The organism is Rhodococcus sp. ARC_M6 (assembly GCF_022810305.1).
Taxonomy (GTDB): Bacteria; Actinomycetota; Actinomycetes; order Mycobacteriales; family Mycobacteriaceae; genus Rhodococcus_F.
The window spans coordinates 110,000-128,606 of the sequence record NZ_JALGQH010000016.1 but is presented as its reverse complement, the minus strand read 5'-3'; the positions used below and the strand labels follow the sequence as shown (position 1 = coordinate 128,606).

Sequence of the window (18,607 nt, the reverse complement as noted above, 5' to 3'; positions counted from 1 at the left end):
CGCGGCGCTCTCCCGATGCTCCGCATCGAGAACGGCAGCGGCTCGCTTCGCTCCCCGCCAGGGGAGCCGCTACGCGGCTCGCAGTGGGTCCAGCCAGGCTGCCGTCGATCGACTCGCTTCGCTCCTCTAAATTTCTGAATTGTCTTTGTCACCAAAGGATTCAATCGGAACTGAGAATTCGGTACCCAAGTACCAAACGAGGCTGGGGAGGATCGGGGGTCGCTCGAAGCTACCCCGTCTCGCGTCTGCCAACTCATCGTCATCATGCTTCCCATCCTACAGGACCCCACCCCAAATCACAAAACAACACAGAAACGTAAAACCTCGAAATCATAACCACCACAACACAATTCGAGCCTTCTTAAAACTTATCCATGTGTAACCACCGAAACTAATTACCCACCAACCGATAACCCAAAGTTACTGAAACACAACAATATTCAAAAACACCCGAAAATCGACCTTCCCGAGCACCCCGCACACCCGAATCGACGAGCAACAGCAGCTCCCCACCCGCAGCCGGCACCACCGAACGATCGACCCAAACCCAGCCGTCACCCAACCAACTCGACGATCACCCACCACCGGGACGTGTCATCACCCCAGTTCAACACACATAAACACCCTCTTGCACGCACCCCTGCACGCAACCACCAAAAGTGCCGGCGACCTGGTGCCGGCTACGAAGTGCCGGTTGTCGTGGTGCGGGACGTGCCACCAAACGCAGATCACAGCCCAATGAGATCGCCAGAACCTGTAAAACCACCGACTTCGCAACAGGAATCAGTAGCCGGACAAAAAGATTGCTCCGGAGCGAGAAACGAGTGGCAACATGCCCAACGAACAACAGCGGCCCACGAGGGCGAGCCTCAGCGCCCCACACGCCGCGAGAAACTCCGCACCCTCGCCAAGTGGGCATGGATCGGGATTGCCTACAGCGACGACCTCTACCGCCTCATCGAACAGGCCTCACAGATCCACCAGACAATCACCAACCACCTGGTCGCAGAGCCGGGTTGGTCCCTCACCGCACGATGAGGGACCAACCCGGACCACAGGAACAAAAGGTTCGGCCCGGATGCTGCGGGCCGAACCTTTCAGCCACCTAGATGAGATCGGATGAGCTTTGGTTCGGTCATGCGGTGCCTGCCCAGGCGACCTGCACGCCTGAATTCCGGGGGTGCACAGTTTCAGTAGCTTCAAGCGTCCCAGTCTGCGGTGCTTCGTCCTGATCTGGGCAAAAGTCCAGATCAAGTCTGAATTTTGGAGAAACTGAGCAATGGACGACATGGCGCCCGATTTGAACGACATGGGCCGCGAGCACGCCGAGGACCTACTCGACGGTCTGAAGGACGGGACACTCACGTCGGCGGAAGCACGCGATGAGCTGACGCAATTGTGGGGCAAGGACGTCGGCCGTCCAGGCATGCTGCTGACATCAGCGGAATGGCGAGACCTGTGGCGGCACGCCGGCCACATCCATATGTATTGCGAGACCAACGGCGGCCCCGCCCATTGGAAGTTGACCGACCGGCGGTCCACCAAGGTTCGTCTGTACCGCACCTCAAACGCCGAGTTCAGGTTCCATCCGAGCTGGACAGAGGACGAGGAGCAGGCAATGAAGTGGATCGACGGCGACACAGTTTGGACCGCTAAGTTCGAGCCGGAACGCCTCCTCGCGACTGCCGACCTCTACTCCGCGACGAACCAGGAGACCGAGTACATCGCCTACGCCGTAGGTCTGGACCTCGAGGTCCACCACCGGCGGTGGTAGACCTCGTGTCGCCCATCAGCGACCAGACGGTTCGGTAACCTGCAGCAATGGCATTAGGAACCGTCGTCCGAGACGTCTACACGAATACCGAGCGACAGGCGATGCACAGAACGTTGCGCGACCTGCTGCCCAGCGGCGACTGGAGCAAGGCCGGCCTGTACTGCTACTGGAATCCCCAAAACGGTGAGGCGCTGTACATCGGCCTATCCAAGGACCTCCCCTTGCGCTTTGCGCAGCACAACAGCCTCAAAGGCAAACCGGGTCAGGGCAACAAGGCCATGGAGATAGACGACTGGTTCCAAACGCACGACCGTCTCGGGTTCAGCATCGTCCTCCAAAGCGCACTCGCGGACGACGTCTACGAGGGCAACACGAAGCTCGCCGAAGGACAGCTCATCGAAGGCTACCGAGCACTGCACGAGAAGTTCCCGCCTTGGAACAAGATAAGCGGCAGCACAGACGGTCACCAGTACGTCGGCACGAACACCGCAATCTGGTTCGACTTCATGACCGGCGCAGCCGATGGGCTGGTGGTGGCGAGACGGACAATCCGCGAACTGAACGACGACGCCACCGCCGACCTCAACGAGGGCCGGATACACACGTCACGCACCGGCATGAACTATCTCGCGATCGACAGAAAGCTGGACGACGCCGCGATCCTGGCAGGCCTGAAGGACACGGTCGAGAGGGACGCGCAGATAACTCCCTACCTTGCGGATCTCTACGACTTCGAGGGGCTGCGCGACTACCTTATGCAGCCTGCGCCCCACCCGGAACGCCTGGATGCCAGCGAAATCGACGACGAGGCAGCCGTCAGAGCGGACTAGAAGGGCGCCGTCTAGATGTTCGCCGCCAACCGCTTTAGCGCAGAGCGCTCCGCGGCCGGGCGTGCAGCGATGCGACCGAGAACGAACTGCTGCGCCCGGTTGTCCGGTCCGAAGCCGCCGCTGAGTTCACCAGGCGGCCTGACCGCTTCGATCTGGTCAACCCACCCGGTGAGGTCGTCCGCACAGTCCGGCACCGGTTCGAGTACCGATAACGCCTCCTGCACCGACGCCGGTGTGAGAGTGAGATTCCCGTCGGGGTCGAACCACAGCCCGTGAGCCAGCCCGATCCGGTAGTCCCGTGGCCACGTCAACAGACTGTCGGAAGCGAGGACGGGATTCAGCCCGTCTACCCGAACGACGAACGTCTCTCGCATCACTCTCTGTCCCACTGCCATGCCAATGCTTCGCTGATACCGAGGCTCCAGGTTCGGCAGATCCGCCGAGAGCAAACGTGCTTTCAACATTCCTGACTCGAAGTTGCTGCGAGAGTTGCCGACAAGCGCTTCGATGAGCGGACCCGGTCGACCGATCGCGAAGTAGCCGATCCGTCGTAGAGCCCACCGCGCCCACAACAAGCCACCATCCAACGAGAGCACGACCATCTCATCGTCCAGGTTCGGAACACGGGCACGTCCGTGTCCTCCCCCATACTCGTTCCGAATACCTCCCAGGTTCTGGGCGATTTTGCTGGCCTGTGTCGCCATCTGGCCAAACGCACTCTTGTTCGCCAGCTGATCACCCGGTTGCCCGGATAGAAGGGAGTGCGCCTGCTTTACGGTTCCATCGAATACCGCGTTCGACGCCGCCGGGTTTCCGTCGAGCTCGAGGACAATCTTGGCGATGCACTCAACCAAGCACTTGAGATCGGCTATTGCCTGTGCACCATCGTCAGCATCGAGCGCCCGCGACAACCGCTCAATCTCCCGCTCCACAGATGCCCAGTGCTCCTGGGGCATGTGCGGCGGCCTCTTGATGTCGAACCTGCCATATCCAATCGCCATTCAATCAGCATCGCAGAACCCGTCACCGCAGTGAAACGCAGATCGAGACAGTGTTACAACACAATTTTATTTCGCTGCAATTTTCACTGCCCATCAACCGAAACCGATTCCACACTACACAGATATCCAAACTTGCTGATAATCAACAATATTCAATTCCGTCCAAGATCAGGTACATGCCTCCAGCCCGGCCGGACCACTCCCCCTCTCCCGGGCAGGAACACCTTGCCGTCCCCCCAACCTCTAACACCTAATTGCTGCCCCACACCGAAACAACGCACCCGGTCATCTCACTTCACAAAAGCAGCAAAACTTGCCGCCCACATTCGCCATTGCCTATGTGGCTCAGTCACAATGACGCGAACACGACCGCTGCCGAAATAGACGGAGAAGCAATGGACCTCACTGATCCCGAATATGCACTCAAGTGGCCCCGCGAAGTCTTCATCGCCGAAGCCACCGAGATGATGAGTGCCGATCGCGATCGGCACTCCTTTACTGCCGACTACGCATTCCTCCTTGAAGAAGCCTTCGCTGGCAGCGCGCCGGCCAACGAGTACTTGTCAATCAGGGGCATGGCGGAATGGACGAGCGAACCCGCTGCCGCATGGGGTCAGAGCATCCAGCAAATCCAGACCATCACGAATAACGTCCCAGTCGTATCCGAGCTGCTCCGTAGAGCAGACGAACTGCAAACTCCAGCAACACGCCGACCATACTTCTCTCGCCGAAATGCCTTGCAGGAAATTGACGAACGGCCATCTGGGCAAGCGGACTGGTCCACTGCCAAAAGTCGATTCAGTACCTTCATTGCGAGGTGGCAAGCCTCCGGATACTTCGGTGAAACTTATCCAAACGGTTGCGTCGACGTCCCCGACGATCAGGAAGAAGACCTCGCAGAGAAGCTCGCCGAGTTGTACGGGCAGACGCCACCGTCGATCACCTACGCCGACCCGGACGGGTGGGGCGACGACGAATTCTGCGACTTGATCGAACTGCTCCACGACCTCGCAGCTCGACCTCGAAATCGCTACTACCACGGCTACGCACAATGCGGACACCACTACTCCGACCACGCACTACGTACCGGTCAGATGCTCTACAGGGTCCTCGTCAACGAAATGCTGGCGGCAACCAGCCTCCCGGTTCGCCTAGCGACGGAGGGAGAAGACCACGGTCGTCTGATCACCATCACCGATGACGCCCGCACCGAGCTCCTCCAACGGGTCGCCCACCAGCCGACACCCCAACAGGCCAAACAAGTCGGTCACGCGATCGCCCTCTACCGATCCCGCCAGTCCACACGCGAGGACAAGATCTCGGCCATCAGAGAATTGATGGCCGTGCTCGAACCCGATCGATACACCGTTCTCCAAGGAACAGACGCCGAAAAAGACAACGAAAGTTTGTTCCGGATCGCAAACACGTACGGAATCCGACACAACAAAGCCACCGAACTCCGCGATTACAACATCGCTTTCCTCGATTGGATATTCTGGGCATCCCTCGCGATGGTGCAACTCTGCAAAGAACTCAAATCCGCCAAGTCGCGGGCAAACTCTGAGACGCCGTAAACCAGATGTCCTCTACCCGAACGACAAACCGCAAGCAGCATCCCTATTCTTTAACGAAACGCTACATTCGACTTGCCATCGACACCCCTGTCACCAGCTCGACCTAGTGCACCACGCACGGCACAGATGACTTGAATGGATACACACGTGACGAATGTACGTATCGCAGTTGCACCGAAGCGATTCGATCAGCCAGGCAGCATCTCGCCTGATCAGCTCCGGACAATAGTCCAAGATTCGCACCTGAACTTTCTGATCGGGGCCGGCACCCCGAGCGCCTTCTTCGGCATGCTCGGCGACATCGAGGATGCACTCACGACAATTGCCCGGTGCGAGGACGCCACCGATGACGCAAAAGCGATCGCGCGGGCTTCCATCCAGGGGTATTTCTTCGACAAAGTCATTCTCCCCAACACCGAACTGCTCAAACCGGCGCCCAATCCCGAAGCCAACACGGTGCTGAAGTCCTACGCAATCTTTGGGCAGACGCTGAACAGGGTTCTCCTCCGGCGGCGCAGCACCCTGCTCAGCAAGAAAGTCAACCTTTTCACCACCAACATCGACTTGGTCTTCGAGGTGTCCTTCGAGCGCCTCGGAGTCGGATTCAACGACGGGTTCTCCGGAAAGATTCGCCCGACGTTCGACCTCGGATCGCTGAATTCGCTGCAGTACCGCTCCGGTGTGCGGTATGAGCATCTCTCGGAGATCCCCACATTCGACCTTTACAAACTGCACGGCTCCGTCGGGTGGGAGCTACTCGACGATCCTGCAACCACGTCAGACATCGTGTTCGACTCGCTTCTCACCAATGTCACCACGACTCTCACCGCACTCGACGCACTTCGTCCCAAGCTGATCCCCATCGAAAAACGGGAAGACGTCGACGCCGGAAAATTACTCGCGCAAGCAGCAAATATGATTCGATCGGACAAAATCGCCACGTTCACACACGCCTATGACCGTCTTGTCATCGTTAACCCCGAAAAGCAGAAGTTCGCGACGACGGTTCTCATCGAGACGTATTACGAGTTGATTCGGCGGTTCGCCAATGAACTCGAAAAAGAGAACAGCGCTCTGTTCGTCATGGGTTTTTCGTTCCGCGATGAGCATCTCCGCAAGCTGATCGTGCGCGCCGCCCGAACCAATCCCACACTTCAAATCATCGTGTTCTGCTACAACCTGACTGACCGCGCCGCCTACGAGAAGCTGATTCCCGAACTCGACGTGCCGAACGGCAACATCCTTTACGTCACCCCACCTCCGCCTGCGGACGATGCCGACGAGGATGATGATGTGGTTCATTTCGATTTGGATACTGTTGTCACGCAATACTTTGCACCCCTAATCCCAGAATCCACACGCGGCCCTGACGGGCAAATCGAGCTCATCTTCAAGACCGACGACAGCGGGACAGCGTGATTGATCAGCCGCTCATCCAAGATGAGTCCGTATTTCGCGTCGGCCGAGTCATATCCGTCGAAGGACGGCGCGTCCGTGTCGCCGTCGACAGACTCAAAAATGGTTCGCACTTGCTCTACCAGGGCGGCATCGTCCGAAACATCGCCGTCGGCAGCTACCTGAAAATCTCCAAAGGCTTCACCGACATGATCGCAAAAGTTGACGGCGAACATGTATCTGAAGACCGGGGCAACCACACCAACTACCGGCGCAGTGTCGACGACTTCACCCGAACACTCGACGTCAGCCTGATCGGATTCCTGCACAACGACACATTCCAACGAGGAATCCGAGAGCTTCCCCTACTCGACAACGAATGCTTCATACTCACCCAGGCCGAATTCCAGTCGGTTCATCAATTCGTGCAACCCGGAGACGCGGCGTTACCCCTCGGGGTCCTCGCGATGGAACCCACGCAGGAAGTTGCCGTCGGCGTCGATGCCATTTTCGCTAGTCATATCGGAATCTTCGGTAACACGGGAAGCGGAAAGTCCTACACCCTCGCCAAGATCTATCACGAACTGTTCGAACAATTTTCGGCCGCGCCAGGTTTCAGCGAACGAGCTCAGTTCCTTCTGATCGATTTCAACGGCGAGTACGTCGACAGGGTCGACGTTCCTGGCGCGCACGCCACCGAAGTGATCGCCGGCTTCCCTACCAAAAAGTCATACGTCCTCTCCACCCGTAACGACACCAGCGACAAACTCCCCCTGCCGAAGAGCGCCGTGCACGACCCACTGTTCTGGACTGTCCTGCTCGACGCGACCGAAAAGACTCAGGCTCCCTTCATTGGCCGAGTCCTCACCAGCGACTACTGGGACAATCTTATTCCAGACCCTTCAGCCTTACTTGGCGTAATTGCTGAAATAGTCTGTCGCGCAACTAAAAACACCGATCCCTCGATCGACCGGCAACTCACTGTCAACTTCCTCGAAGAAGTCCGTGACTGCCTCGGATCTGCAGCGACACCAGAGTTCGACAACGTCATCCAAGATTTTCGATTCAACCTCCAGTTCCACTCGATGCAGAAAACGTACTTCTGGTCCTCACCCGCGAAGTGGGCGAACAACACTGGGTGGGACGAATTCCTGACTCCTAAAATCACGGACCTCGACCTCGACTTCACCACTATCGAAGACATCGACCTCGTACGATTCAAAATCGTCATGCAGTACTACCGCGACATCATCAGCGGCTACTCGAATCGCGAACACCTGGGCCCACTCATCAAACGCATGAACGAACGCGTACCGAGCATCAAAAAACTCATCCGCGTCTCCGACGACGGCCTCGCCGAACACCCGCTGACAGTCGTCTCACTGCGTGATGTCAACCTGGCGATGCGCAAAGTCATCCCGATGATCCTGTGCAAACAACTCTACGACCACAAAAAGGAAACCGACCCGAGAGGGGAACGCTACCTGAACCTCATCATCGATGAGGCCCACAACATCCTCTCCACGCAATCAACGCGTGAGAGCGAAGCGTGGCGCGACTACCGCCTCGAAACCTTCGAGGAAATCGTCAAAGAAGGCCGGAAGTTCGGAGTCTTCCTCACCATCGCAAGTCAACGCCCCCACGACATTTCCGAAACCATCATCTCTCAACTTCACAACTACTTCCTGCACCGACTGGTCAACAATCTTGACATCCGCGCCATCGAAAAAGCTGTCGCCTACCTCGATGCCGTCTCGTTCGAATCCCTCCCCATCCTCCCCACCGGAACTTGCGTCATCGCTGGTGTCTCCGCCCAAGTTCCGATCGTCGTGAAAATTGGTGAACTCCCGCCCCACGCGGAACCGAACAGCAGAACGATGTCTGTGACCGAAACATGGCTCCGCACAACAGATGACGTAGCACCGCAGTTGATCGACGCCACGGACGAGCGAAACGACGTGCCACGGTTCGGCGCACGCCCTGACTTCGACGACCCACCGTTCTGAATTCGGGAGATTACAGGACCCTTCGCGCCGTCACCAAACACCAATAACCACCCCACCCACAGAACCCGAAACCCCCTCACCACAGGATGAGGGGAATTTTCGCACCACACAAACAAAAGAGGTCCGGCCCGGCTGCTGCGGACCGAGAGGACGCGGTACTCACCACCGTCATCCAGCTGGCGGAGTGCGCGGCGGGCGGCCTGATCGAAGCCTTCCGGCGCATCGCCGATGACATGCACAACCACTGAAAGCAATCTCGCACCAAATGAATAGCCAAAACTATTGATATGCAACATCATTCAATACCGTTCAAATCCTGCCTCACTCCGCTCCATCTCCGAGCCAGAACACCTACGTGAAACCGTGCACGCAACTCATCTTGCCTTCTTGGAATGTGGTACCTCTAAGATCCTCGCTTCCGACGTTGCGCGGACAGACTGAAAGCGCTCTGTGCGCCGGGCCGGCAGGAGACATTGATGGTCAGTGCAGCAGAACCACGCACCGAGACAGAAGATCTCGCCGAATCCACACCGGACGCCATTGACGAGGACGGTCTCACTCACGCAGTCTTCAAGCTGCCTCCAGAGGAGGACAGCGGCTCCGACACGCTGGGACGATACCGCTACCAAGCAGAGGTCGCTGCACGTGATTGCCTAGCTATGCTCACCCAGACAACCATCGACTTCATTGTTTGCGAGTGGCATGAAGACTTCGTCGTCGCACTTACCGACGGATCTGTGGAACTGGTGTCGGTCAAACACCGAGAAGAAGACCAGGGGCCTTGGACACTCACGGAATTATGTAAGAGCGGCGGATTGGCGCATCTCTACGACCGCTGGTGCGCTTGTGAATGCGCTACCAACGTCCGACTGAGGTTAGCTACGAACGCAGCACTCAGCCCCGCCAAAAGCAACGCTTCCACACTGGCGCGGATGTGCGGACCCGAGCCGGAACTCACCAGTGGGCTAGCCGATATGGTGACGAAAGTCGCCCGACAAATACTTAAAGTCCGCTGGAAACAGTCGTACCCCAACATCCCCGAGACACCAGAGGTCCGCAGGCTCGACGACATTAAGCTGCCCGCTGGGTTCGCCGACAAGGTCACCCGCTTCCTCACGGTGCTCGAGATATCGAACGACCCTCCCCAGCGCCGCTACATCACCGACGTCAATGTCCAAAGTCTCTTAGCACCCGCCGTGAAAAGTCTCGAGCTGATGAATGTCGATCTTGAGGCCACTTATGAAGCAATCGTGGACCGAATCGAACGAGCCAACCGTGACGAGGAGAGCCGTGGCCAGCTCGCGGTGCATATCGCTGACCCAGCCAGGGTTCGCTACAACACCCAGCTACAGCAGCGCATCAGCCGACGCCGGCTAACCCGGACGATCATCTACGAGGAATTCGCCTACACAACGGTGCAACCTCCCACCATCCCGCGAGGCCAGGCGCCGGTGGCTGCGCCAGGCGGCAACAAACTTCGGCGCAAGCTCAGTCGTGGCCAGGTTCCCTCGGACGAAGCCGAATTTGCCGAATCACTTCGCTCAGCATGGTTCACCACGTGGTCGGGGCGACGTTCCGGACTGATCGGCGACGAAGCAGACTTGACGAACCTCTCGTTCGATGTCCTCGACACCACCTTCAAATGCCGCAAACACGCGCGCGCCAAGCATCATGACGGAAGCGCATACGGCGCACAGATGAACGAGCTGATGGCCGAACACCTCACCGTTGATGCACTGTCGTCCTCCCCGCCATTCCCGCTTAACGATCTGCACCTGCGCGGGTTGGCTTATCAGTTATGCGACGACTGCCGCTTCTACTTCTCCGAACCGTTCGATACGGACGAGGAGCCCTCATGACACAAAGTCTCGAGTTCGAAACCGCAGTAGCACGCATGCGCGATCAACAACGTGCAGCTGAGCAACGCGAATCCCACTACCACCAGGCTCGTGTTCTTCTGCTCATCTCCCACTTCACCACGGCCAAGAAGGGCGTGGCGGGCTTGACCAAGCTCGCCAAACTCGATTTTCTACTGCGTTATCCCGCAATGTTGGAACGTCTCCTTCCGTCCGGCGTGAAGTCTTGGCCGGAAGGAACAGCCCCGACGACGTCGGAACGCCTGGCCGTGGAAAGCCGGATGACCCGTTACAAGTACGGCCCCTGGGACCAGCGTTACTACAGTGTCCTTGGTTCACTCGCGGCGCGAGGCCTGATCACGTACGGCGACAACGCAAGATCTGAATTCTTGGTCACCCCCGAAGGTGCCGCAGCCTCGACTGCCCTTGCCGCCACACCCGAGTGGTCGATAGTCGCGGACCGCATCAAGGTGTTGAAGAGGCATTTCAACAAGTCAGGGTCGGCCTTGACGAATCTCATCTACGACGGTCTGCCCGACGCGGTAGACCGTTCCCGTCGAACGGAAAACTGATATGTCCGTCCACCTGCGTTTCTTGTCTCTCACAGTCACGACCGCGGAAGCTGAGCGCACCTACCGGTTCGACAAGCCAGCCACCGTCATCACCGGTCCCATTGGCACTGGCAAATCCAGCCTGCTCATGCTCCTCAAGCACACCGTCGGCGGCAACGCCATGCTCACCCCTGCAGTCCGCGAGAACGTACTGTCCGTTCAGGCAGAGATCGAAGTAGGCACCGAACGCTTCGTCGTCAAACGCGCGATCGAAGGAGACCCCGCCAACCATGTAGATCTACTCGATCCCGACACACTCACACTGCGATCATCCTTCCCCACACGGGCAACGCCGGGTGAGACCACTATCTCCGACTACCTTCTCGATACGCTTGGCTTCCCACGCGAACAGGTCGCGGCCCGACGCGACGGGGTTTCGCGTCCCCAGAACCTTACCTTCAACGACCTGTACGCCTACATATACATGCAGGCCCGCGAGATCGACCGCCAGGTCATCGGCCATCTCGATTCGTACTTCGACCCCAAACGCAAAGAACTCTTCCGGCTGATGTTCGCGCTCACTAACAGTGCGCTGATGGAACTCAAACGCACGGCCAGTGCACTCACTGATGAGCTGAAATCGAAAACCTCCGAACACAACAGCGTCGATGCGTTCCTGCTCGCCTCCGATCCTCGAAGCGACGACGAACTGCGCGCCGAACTCACCGAACTCCGCGACACCCTGCAACGAGCCGAATCGACACTGACCGCTCTACGCTTTGAGCTCTCCGAGCAGTCCGCCGCCGACACGACGTTGCGTGAAGAACTGCGATACGCCATTCAGATCGCACAAGAAGCCGAAGAAGAAGTAGTCGCCGCACGTGAATTGGTCGATGCGCGGCAGTCCGTAGTCGCCCAAGTCGAACTCGACGTTTCTCGACTCAACCGATCAGCCGCCGCCATCGACCAGCTCTCCCCATACCAGTTCGTCGCCTGCCCGCGCTGCATGCAATCGCTGACCACCCGACATATCGACGAGGGTCACTGTGTCGTGTGTCTGCAACCGGACCCCGCGGAAGCAGACATCGATTCCGCCGCAATCGAAGAAACCCGCGCGGTGCTGCGACAACAACTCGACGACGCACACCACATCGAACAGTCCGACATCACACACCTGCACTCTGCGCATCAACAGGCTCAGCAAGCCAGCTTTCTCGTCAGCAGCCTGCGCAGGGAACTCGACGCACAAAGCCGCGACGTAGTTGCCCCGCGATTCGACGCGATCGCCGATGCCAGTTCCCGCGTCGCCACGCTCAAGGCCAGCATCGACGCAGTCACCCAGCTCAGAGATTCTTGGTCCCGCGTCCGTGCGATCGAGGCGAACATACGCGAGATCAAAAAAACACGCAGACAAACCAACAAGGACATCAAGGACATGTCTCAGAAACTCGCGGCCCGACAGGCAACAGTGATCGACGAGCTCAGCAGGAAATTCGGGGATCTGCTCAGAAACTGGAACCTACCCTGGGTCGACACTGCCGTCATCGACAACGACAGTTACCTGCCCATCGTCAATGGCCAACCCCTCGAAAGCCAGCAGGCGTCCGGTGGCGGTATCGCTACCTCCATCAACGTCGCCTACAGCCTTACCCTCCTCGCATTCGGGCTCGACCACTCCGAAGTACTCACTCCCTCCCTGCTCGTCATCGACTCACCCCGTAAAGCGTTCGGCAACAACGATTCCGACCGAGAACGTGCCGCCCAGATTTACGACCATTTCAGGACACTTGCTACCACCTACGGCAAACGACTCCAACTCATCATCGCCGACAACGACCCCCCACCAATCTCCAGCGAATCCTTCGGCAAGGTGGAATTCACCTACGAAAACCCCATGGTCCCCGGTGTCGTCCACCCAGGTCCTGACCACGTCGATCGCATCGGCGACGAGCAAGTCAACTAAATTTCTGGTGCGCCGTTAGTGAGCATGTTCCATGCAGCGGCAACTATCGAACGGCTCACTGCAGCTACGACTTTCATCGGCCCCATCGCGAAGTCTCAACCTCGCGAGCACGTAGAAGCGCGCCCTGATCCTCACTCTGGGGGCGAAGCCATCTACGTCATCGCGAGGGTACTCGTCTCCGTACACAACGTACTCGCAGCGCAGGCCGCGGCCGAGTTGATCGAAAACGGCGAGAAGGAGCTGAGAACATGAGCGAAACCGAAGCAAGCTGGAACGCCGGGATCAGTGTGAAGCTCGCCTGGCTCCGGGAAATAGCCTTGCAGAACCAGTCGACGGAGGAGTTTGCCCGCGCGGCGGCGTCGAGGTCCACACCGACCTCGACGTCCCTGGGCCGCGCACTCATAGTGCTCCACTCGTGTTAACCTGATTGCACTACATCCCCCACGCCTCTCCACGATGCGCACTTGGGGGATTTTCTCTGCCACAGGCCAGGAGGAGCGCCGGATGCCTCGACCACCGCGCGCACACCGACAGACCCGACCTCGCGGCTCCCTCGACTACGACAAACCGCCGCTGAACCTCGACGAGCTCGTCGGCCGCCTCTCCGAACGCGGCTTGGAGATCCCGGACCCGGACCGAGCCGGGCGGTACCTGCGCCATATCGGCTACTACCGGCTCTCGCTCTACGCGATCCCCTTCCAGCAGGGACAACCCGGCCATCTCTTCCGTCAGGGCACGGCGTTCGACGACGTGCTTGACCTCTACGTCTTCGACCGGTCGCTGCGGCTGCTGGTCATGGATGCGCTCGAGCGCGTCGAGGTTGCCGTCCGCGCGGCGTTGACCGACCACATGTCGACGATCTACGACGACCCGCACTGGTACATGGACCCCGAACACTTCCGGGACCGTGGCAAGCACACCGGACTCCTCAAGATCGTCCGGGACACCTGCGACGAGCGATTGCGCGGCTCGCCGGACGCTGGGGAAGACTCGTTGGTCCACCGCTCGGCCCTCGAGCACTACCTGACCACCTACGGATCGCCCGAACTCCCGCCGTCCTGGCTCATGGTCGAGACCCTGACGATCGGACAGCTGGCCAGCGCATACCGCAACCTGAGCCGGCGCGCCGACCGGACGGCGGTCGCCAGGAGCATCGGCCTGACCGCGCCGGTGCTGGAGTCCTGGCTGCAAACTTACGTGCGGGTGCGGAACGTCTGCGCGCACCACGGCCGGCTGTGGAACGTCGGCCTCGGCGTCTACCCGGCGATCCCGAACTCACCTACGGTCTCCTGGTTAGACGGTGCGGACGCTCTACCGGAGCGGTCGAGGAAGCGCCTCTACCCTGTGCTGGTGTCGCTGCAATCCGTGCTCGACTCCGTGTCCCCACGCAGCAGTTGGGCCCGGCGGCTCCACGAGCTGCTCACCACCCGCCCACCGATGAACCTGGCCGGGATGGGTGTCCCGCAGGGTTGGGCCGGCGACGACTTCTGGAGCCGACACATCAGCTAAGGCCGGGCATCACACATTGCCGCCCGGTTGCGGAAGTCCACTCGTTCGCAGTTGCCGGGTGCACATATTGCCCACCAAACGATCAACCAAAGTTACTGAAACACAACAATATTCAAAACACCCGAAAATCAGCTTCCGTGCGCCCTCCGCACACCTGCCGGCGGCAGTAAGCGTTTCGCGTTATGCCCGCGCCCGCATCAATGTCGCGGCACAGTTCTTGACCTGGCTCACCGAACATGATCTCGGCCTGTCCGGCACCCACCAAGCTGATGTCGATCGCTCGCTCGGCGACGGGACAACCACCCGGCAGTGGCTGCGGGACTTCCTACTCTGTGCGAACTCCCAACACCTCGCCGCCGACCTGCACGTACCCGGCCTCGGACGTGAAGGGTTGCCGCAACACCTCTCGGGATTCTCTGCACTAGTCAAGACGAGAGCGGCGTCTAGTGCACTTTGTTCCTTCGTGCTCGGGGAGTGCACGTGGCCCCGCCGTTAAGATTGCCCGGGACCAGGGGCAGCGTCCTTGGAGAACATCAAGTCCAGCTACTCCACCAAGCTGTCCCGGCTGTTGCTACGAACGCGCCTTTGCCGGTTCGGTCAGGGGACCGTCCAGGCGCCACCACCGGGCTGAATCATCCCGGGCTGAATCATCACTGCCGGGTAATCCGGCGGCCCGGTCGGCACCGTGACGGTAGCGACCACGATGCCGGACCCTGTTTGGGCTTCGACGCTCGGATAGCCGAGGTACGCGATGCTAGCCGCGCCGGTCGAGATGTTTCGCCAATGAATGACGACGTTGCAGTAGCCGCCACCGGTGAATCGGGTGATGCCCGGCGTCGCCAGATCGGTACTGGCGGTCACGTACATGACGCACACGGAGGGGAGTCCGGTCGCAGAGACCGAGGCCCCGACAAGGGGAACGCGGAAAACGGTGTCGGTCGGTGCCGCGACTGCAGGTTGTGCCCCGAAGAGCAGCGCGACCCCGATTCCGGCGACGATCGATGCTCGGCGTAAACCCTGATGTGGTCGCATCGCATACCTCTGTCTTTGGGATGGGATACCCGCATTTCGTGCAGTTACCAGACAGGGTTGTTGGTGGCTCGGACTACAACCCTCAGGTCCTCAGACCGAGGGGCAGTCCTGACACTTCTGTAGGCCGTCAGAGGCTCGAGAGTGTCCGGATCGAGCGCGACGTTCCAGATGTAGCGGCCGGACATCCGCAGATCAACCGCCGAAACCGCTGCCAACTCATCGATCACTCGAAGGAACTCTTCTTTTCCCTCCGGACACCATTCCTCGAACATGGGCGGCTTGCGGACGTTCGCCCGGTACATCTCCATGTCGACCTGCGAGTTATACAGGATCGCCTCCCCGTGATCGTCGGCCTCGAGGTCATGCAGAAGCTCCGCAAACAGAGGCAGATCCAGCCGACGCGCAACCCCCGCACGCAACATCGCGACCGGAATCTCTTGGTACGGGGGTAGATTCGCTGGCCGTTCGAAACCTCGAAACACACCATCGGAGTCCGCGGACTCTACGAAGCTGACGAAGTCCATGTTCGCGATAGACAAGTTCGACTCGATCGACTCGATCCCGGGCCCGGTCACCCGCACGCTCTGGCCGGGTGTGTCGTTCGTATTCCTCGCTGCCGGTGTCGACGACGAGAAGCGGATGTTCCGGATCGGTCATGGTCTGCTGGTCGGCCAAGAAAATGTAGCTTCGATCCGGTCCCACGATGTCGAGTAGCTCGCCGATTGTGAGGTTCTCGAACTGCTGGTCGCCGACGACCCAGTCTGAAATAAGCCGAACCACCGCTCATACAACTGTTCTGTGGATCGGCGGATGTTCAGTTAAGACGAGTTCGATCACAGCCCACAGGTCATCGGAGATCTCGTATGCGCGCCACACACACGTTCTACGGGACCGGGAAGGTGCCGAGACCCGGGTTGATCAGTATCTGGTACCCGTCAGCAGGAGGATATGCGCCGATGTCGGCGACTGCGGCGATCGTGCCACTGCCAGTGGCCACCGTCGCGGGGGCGTATCGGCACCAATCCTCCGGTGCGGCGGGTCGACTGTGGTCGGGCCGCACGACTGGGAGCGTGGTGGTGCCGGCGTCGCCGGTAGTCAGGTTTCGCCAGTTCACCGACACGGCGACACAGTAGGTCGAGTTCGTCGCTGAACGCTGCGCCGCGAAGGTCACTACGCCCGCTGCGCCCGTCGTTGCTGACGGCGTCACGGTCGACAGCGGCGGCGGGTAGTCGCAGGCCAATGCGGTCAGTAACAGGCACCCTGCGACGAACCGCACGGGGACCTGGAACGCCGTGATCGTCGATGTCTCGATCGGTGGTGGCCCCGCTATCGCGGTTGCAGACGAGCAGAGCGGGATCGCGAGGAGCACCACGGATGCCGCAGCCTGGGCGACGAAGGAACGACGAATTGCTGCACGACGCATGGCGTTAGCCTCTCGTGTTGGGTCAGGTTTCCTGCTGCCAAAAATGTGAGGTTAGGGGACCGGGAAGGTGCCGAGACCCGGGTTGACCAGGATCTGGTACAGATCGGGACGGAGGGCCTCGCCGATCGCGGCGATCGCGGCGATCGTGCCACTGCCGGTGACCGCTGTCGCGGGGGTGTATTTGCACCGGTCCTCCGGTGCAGGTCGGGTGTAGTCGGCCGCCTGTCGAAGGACAGTGGTGCCGACGGCGCCGGTGGTCAGGTTTCGCCAGTTCACCGACACATCGAGGCAGCTGAAAATGCCGACCCAGGTCGATGTCGGATGCTCCGCCGCAAAGGTCACCGCGCCCGGTTCGCCAGGCGTCGCCGTCGGCGTGACGGTCGTCAGCGGCGGCGGGCTGAAGCACATGAACAAGTTGCTCCGGCATCCTGCGACGTACCGCACCGGGACTTGAAATGCCGTGGTCGTCGCTGCCTGGATCGGTGGAGGACTCGCTGTGGCGGTGGCGGCCGAGCAGAGTGGGAGGGCGAGGATGGTCATGGATGCCGCTGCCCGCGCTACGAAGGAACGGCGAATTGCGGCACGACGCATGGCGTTAGCCTCTCGCGTTGGATCTATCCCGACCCTGATGCTGTGTCACGCTACTCGCTTGGTGGCGCGCGGACCTGGCAATTTTCGGCGGATCCGGATCCCCGGCACAACCGGGCGCCCGCATCCGGTGGTGGCGACGTTAACGGTTCTGCCGTCGCCACTACCCCATCAAACGATCACAGCCCCGACCTCCCGCAGGCCCCCTCGCCGCGACACGGCGAACGTAGTGCTGACGTCACCTCCGCCTTCAGGTTTCGTGAAGGGACAGAAGATCTTTTAGGTGTATTCAATCTCCCTAGCAGCTCGCCGCAGCGCCGTTCGGGAGTTCGGGAGTTCGGGAGTTCGATCGAACGTAAACCCGAGCGATCCACGCAAGCAAACACTCGCCTCGGATCGCCGAGCTACCGGAGCACTGGATGATTACCGATCAACCCATCCACAATGGGACGAATACTCCCGCTTCGCCAGTTGCTCGTCGCAGCGGTGGTGCCGCCCCGAACGCCCCGGTGACGCTCGGGTGACCGGGACCATGTGGTGCCTGCCGATGACCGTGTGACCGTATCCCCGCCGGATGGCCCCCGCAACCCCAGTTAACTGGACCGACGCCCAGGTCACGGCTGCTAAAGTCGGGAAACTGTGACGGCTCTTGCGATACGCCCCCCGCGCATGCGGACGGTCATTGCGGTCGCCGCTGTCCTGTATTTTCTCGCCTACACGATCGCCCAGTGCGGCACCTTCCTGGTGCACGGTCACGAGGGCGACGACGTTCACATCGCCTCGTCCACCACCTCACTGCCGACCGCGGAATCGGCTCCCGGTCACGCGCACATCGACAACGGATCGACACACGTGGCGCACGAGGCGCACACCGTCGTCGCCATGCCCCGATCCGACAATCCGCTCCGCCCGCTGACCGTCGCCGCGATCGTCGCGATGGCCCTGACTGTGGTGCTGGTGGTGATATCGGCGCCGCGCACTCCGCGGGCCCCGCCGGATCTACCCATTCCCATCCGGCACGGCCGGACCCTCTTGAACGAACTCTGTATCAACAGGTGCTGATCAGCAGCCCGCAGGCCATCGAGGACTTCTCCTCATGGCCCAG

Annotated in this window: 17 protein-coding genes and 1 pseudogene; 12 read left to right on the top strand and 6 right to left on the bottom strand. The window is 60.0% G+C overall.

What is annotated here, in order from left to right; genetic code table 11:
* The first annotated feature begins 1,279 nt into the window (after nt 1-1,279).
* Both MTX36_RS17735 and MTX36_RS17730 read left to right on the top strand, forming a co-directional pair.
* Entirely contained in the window at nt 1,280-1,774 is a 495-nt protein-coding gene (locus MTX36_RS17735; RefSeq protein WP_243621006.1) for a hypothetical protein, read from the top strand.
* Between the two features lie 47 nt (nt 1,775-1,821).
* The gene (locus tag MTX36_RS17730; RefSeq protein WP_243621005.1) at nt 1,822-2,604 is read left to right on the top strand and encodes a hypothetical protein; all 783 of its coding nucleotides are present in this window, start codon (nt 1,822-1,824) and stop codon (nt 2,602-2,604) included.
* 11 nt (nt 2,605-2,615) lie between these two features.
* Here the strand turns inward: MTX36_RS17730 and MTX36_RS17725 are convergent, their stop codons facing one another.
* Nucleotides 2,616-3,605 (bottom strand): abortive infection family protein, encoded by a 990-nt coding sequence (locus tag MTX36_RS17725; protein ID WP_243621004.1) that lies wholly within the window; start codon nt 3,603-3,605, stop codon nt 2,616-2,618.
* A gap of 395 nt (nt 3,606-4,000) precedes the next feature.
* Here MTX36_RS17725 and MTX36_RS17720 point away from each other — a divergent pair, with 395 nt between their 5' ends.
* The 9 genes from MTX36_RS17720 (at nt 4,001) to MTX36_RS17680 (ending at nt 14,459) form a co-directional block, all read left to right on the top strand.
* Nucleotides 4,001-5,179 carry a hypothetical protein gene (locus MTX36_RS17720; protein ID WP_243621003.1) on the top strand — a complete coding sequence of 393 codons (1,179 nt, stop codon included), beginning with the start codon at nt 4,001-4,003 and terminating at the stop codon, nt 5,177-5,179.
* A 147-nt stretch (nt 5,180-5,326) separates the two neighbouring features.
* Nucleotides 5,327-6,598, top strand: coding sequence for an SIR2 family protein (locus MTX36_RS17715; protein ID WP_243621002.1), 1,272 nt, complete (start codon nt 5,327-5,329; stop codon nt 6,596-6,598).
* Nucleotides 6,595-8,580, top strand: coding sequence for an ATP-binding protein (locus MTX36_RS17710; RefSeq protein WP_243621001.1), 1,986 nt, complete (start codon nt 6,595-6,597; stop codon nt 8,578-8,580). Before MTX36_RS17715 ends, MTX36_RS17710 begins: the two co-directional genes overlap by 4 nt.
* A gap of 476 nt (nt 8,581-9,056) precedes the next feature.
* Nucleotides 9,057-10,439 carry a dsDNA nuclease domain-containing protein gene (locus tag MTX36_RS17705; RefSeq protein ID WP_243621000.1) on the top strand — a complete coding sequence of 461 codons (1,383 nt, stop codon included), beginning with the start codon at nt 9,057-9,059 and terminating at the stop codon, nt 10,437-10,439.
* Nucleotides 10,436-11,008, top strand: coding sequence for a hypothetical protein (locus tag MTX36_RS17700; protein WP_243620999.1), 573 nt, complete (start codon nt 10,436-10,438; stop codon nt 11,006-11,008). The genes MTX36_RS17705 and MTX36_RS17700 overlap by 4 nt, the downstream gene beginning before the upstream one ends.
* A 1-nt stretch (nt 11,009) precedes the next feature.
* A complete protein-coding gene (locus MTX36_RS17695) occupies nt 11,010-12,950 on the top strand; it encodes an ATP-binding protein (protein WP_243620998.1) in 1,941 nt (646 codons plus the stop codon).
* A gap of 18 nt (nt 12,951-12,968) precedes the next feature.
* A complete protein-coding gene (locus MTX36_RS17690; RefSeq protein WP_243620997.1) occupies nt 12,969-13,202 on the top strand; it encodes a hypothetical protein in 234 nt (77 codons plus the stop codon).
* On the top strand, nt 13,199-13,372 hold the full coding sequence (locus MTX36_RS17685) for a hypothetical protein (RefSeq protein WP_243620996.1): 174 nt from the start codon (nt 13,199-13,201) through the stop codon (nt 13,370-13,372). Before MTX36_RS17690 ends, MTX36_RS17685 begins: the two co-directional genes overlap by 4 nt.
* An 82-nt stretch (nt 13,373-13,454) precedes the next feature.
* Nucleotides 13,455-14,459: an Abi family protein gene (locus MTX36_RS17680; protein ID WP_243620995.1), complete on the top strand. Its 1,005-nt coding sequence runs from the start codon at nt 13,455-13,457 to the stop codon at nt 14,457-14,459.
* Between the two features lie 597 nt (nt 14,460-15,056).
* On the opposite strand, the gene MTX36_RS17675 is transcribed toward MTX36_RS17680, so the two are convergent.
* The 5 genes and pseudogenes from MTX36_RS17675 to MTX36_RS17655 all read right to left on the bottom strand — a co-directional run bounded on the left by MTX36_RS17675 (nt 15,057) and on the right by MTX36_RS17655 (nt 17,505).
* Nucleotides 15,057-15,491, bottom strand: coding sequence for a hypothetical protein (locus MTX36_RS17675; protein ID WP_243620994.1), 435 nt, complete (start codon nt 15,489-15,491; stop codon nt 15,057-15,059).
* A 44-nt stretch (nt 15,492-15,535) separates the two neighbouring features.
* Nucleotides 15,536-16,015: a hypothetical protein gene (locus MTX36_RS17670; protein WP_243620993.1), complete on the bottom strand. Its 480-nt coding sequence runs from the start codon at nt 16,013-16,015 to the stop codon at nt 15,536-15,538.
* Between the two features lie 3 nt (nt 16,016-16,018).
* A pseudogene (locus tag MTX36_RS30570) lies at nt 16,019-16,066 on the bottom strand (hypothetical protein); the annotation flags it as partial.
* Nucleotides 16,067-16,374: 308 nt separating this feature from the next.
* Nucleotides 16,375-16,914, bottom strand: coding sequence for a hypothetical protein (locus MTX36_RS17660; RefSeq protein ID WP_243620991.1), 540 nt, complete (start codon nt 16,912-16,914; stop codon nt 16,375-16,377).
* 51 nt (nt 16,915-16,965) lie between these two features.
* Nucleotides 16,966-17,505 carry a hypothetical protein gene (locus tag MTX36_RS17655; RefSeq protein ID WP_243620990.1) on the bottom strand — a complete coding sequence of 180 codons (540 nt, stop codon included), beginning with the start codon at nt 17,503-17,505 and terminating at the stop codon, nt 16,966-16,968.
* A 666-nt stretch (nt 17,506-18,171) separates the two neighbouring features.
* Between MTX36_RS17655 and MTX36_RS17650 the strand changes: the two genes are divergently transcribed.
* Nucleotides 18,172-18,564, top strand: coding sequence for a hypothetical protein (locus MTX36_RS17650; protein WP_243620989.1), 393 nt, complete (start codon nt 18,172-18,174; stop codon nt 18,562-18,564).
* Nucleotides 18,565-18,607 lie beyond the last annotated feature (43 nt).

What these genes read in the sequence shown, in the direction of transcription:
- MTX36_RS17735 (WP_243621006.1), top strand. Translation starts at nt 1,280, where the DNA reads ATGGACGACATGGCGCCCGATTTGAACGACATGGGCCGCGAGCACGCC.
- MTX36_RS17730 (WP_243621005.1), top strand. Translation starts at nt 1,822, where the DNA reads ATGGCATTAGGAACCGTCGTCCGAGACGTCTACACGAATACCGAGCGA.
- MTX36_RS17725 (WP_243621004.1), bottom strand. Translation starts at nt 3,605, where the DNA reads ATGGCGATTGGATATGGCAGGTTCGACATCAAGAGGCCGCCGCACATG.
- MTX36_RS17720 (WP_243621003.1), top strand. Translation starts at nt 4,001, where the DNA reads ATGGACCTCACTGATCCCGAATATGCACTCAAGTGGCCCCGCGAAGTC.
- MTX36_RS17705 (WP_243621000.1), top strand. Translation starts at nt 9,057, where the DNA reads ATGGTCAGTGCAGCAGAACCACGCACCGAGACAGAAGATCTCGCCGAA.
- MTX36_RS17700 (WP_243620999.1), top strand. Translation starts at nt 10,436, where the DNA reads ATGACACAAAGTCTCGAGTTCGAAACCGCAGTAGCACGCATGCGCGAT.
- MTX36_RS17695 (WP_243620998.1), top strand. Translation starts at nt 11,010, where the DNA reads ATGTCCGTCCACCTGCGTTTCTTGTCTCTCACAGTCACGACCGCGGAA.
- MTX36_RS17685 (WP_243620996.1), top strand. Translation starts at nt 13,199, where the DNA reads ATGAGCGAAACCGAAGCAAGCTGGAACGCCGGGATCAGTGTGAAGCTC.
- MTX36_RS17680 (WP_243620995.1), top strand. Translation starts at nt 13,455, where the DNA reads ATGCCTCGACCACCGCGCGCACACCGACAGACCCGACCTCGCGGCTCC.
- MTX36_RS17675 (WP_243620994.1), bottom strand. Translation starts at nt 15,491, where the DNA reads ATGCGACCACATCAGGGTTTACGCCGAGCATCGATCGTCGCCGGAATC.
- MTX36_RS17670 (WP_243620993.1), bottom strand. Translation starts at nt 16,015, where the DNA reads ATGGACTTCGTCAGCTTCGTAGAGTCCGCGGACTCCGATGGTGTGTTT.
- MTX36_RS17660 (WP_243620991.1), bottom strand. Translation starts at nt 16,914, where the DNA reads ATGCGTCGTGCAGCAATTCGTCGTTCCTTCGTCGCCCAGGCTGCGGCA.
- MTX36_RS17655 (WP_243620990.1), bottom strand. Translation starts at nt 17,505, where the DNA reads ATGCGTCGTGCCGCAATTCGCCGTTCCTTCGTAGCGCGGGCAGCGGCA.
- MTX36_RS17650 (WP_243620989.1), top strand. Translation starts at nt 18,172, where the DNA reads ATGCGGACGGTCATTGCGGTCGCCGCTGTCCTGTATTTTCTCGCCTAC.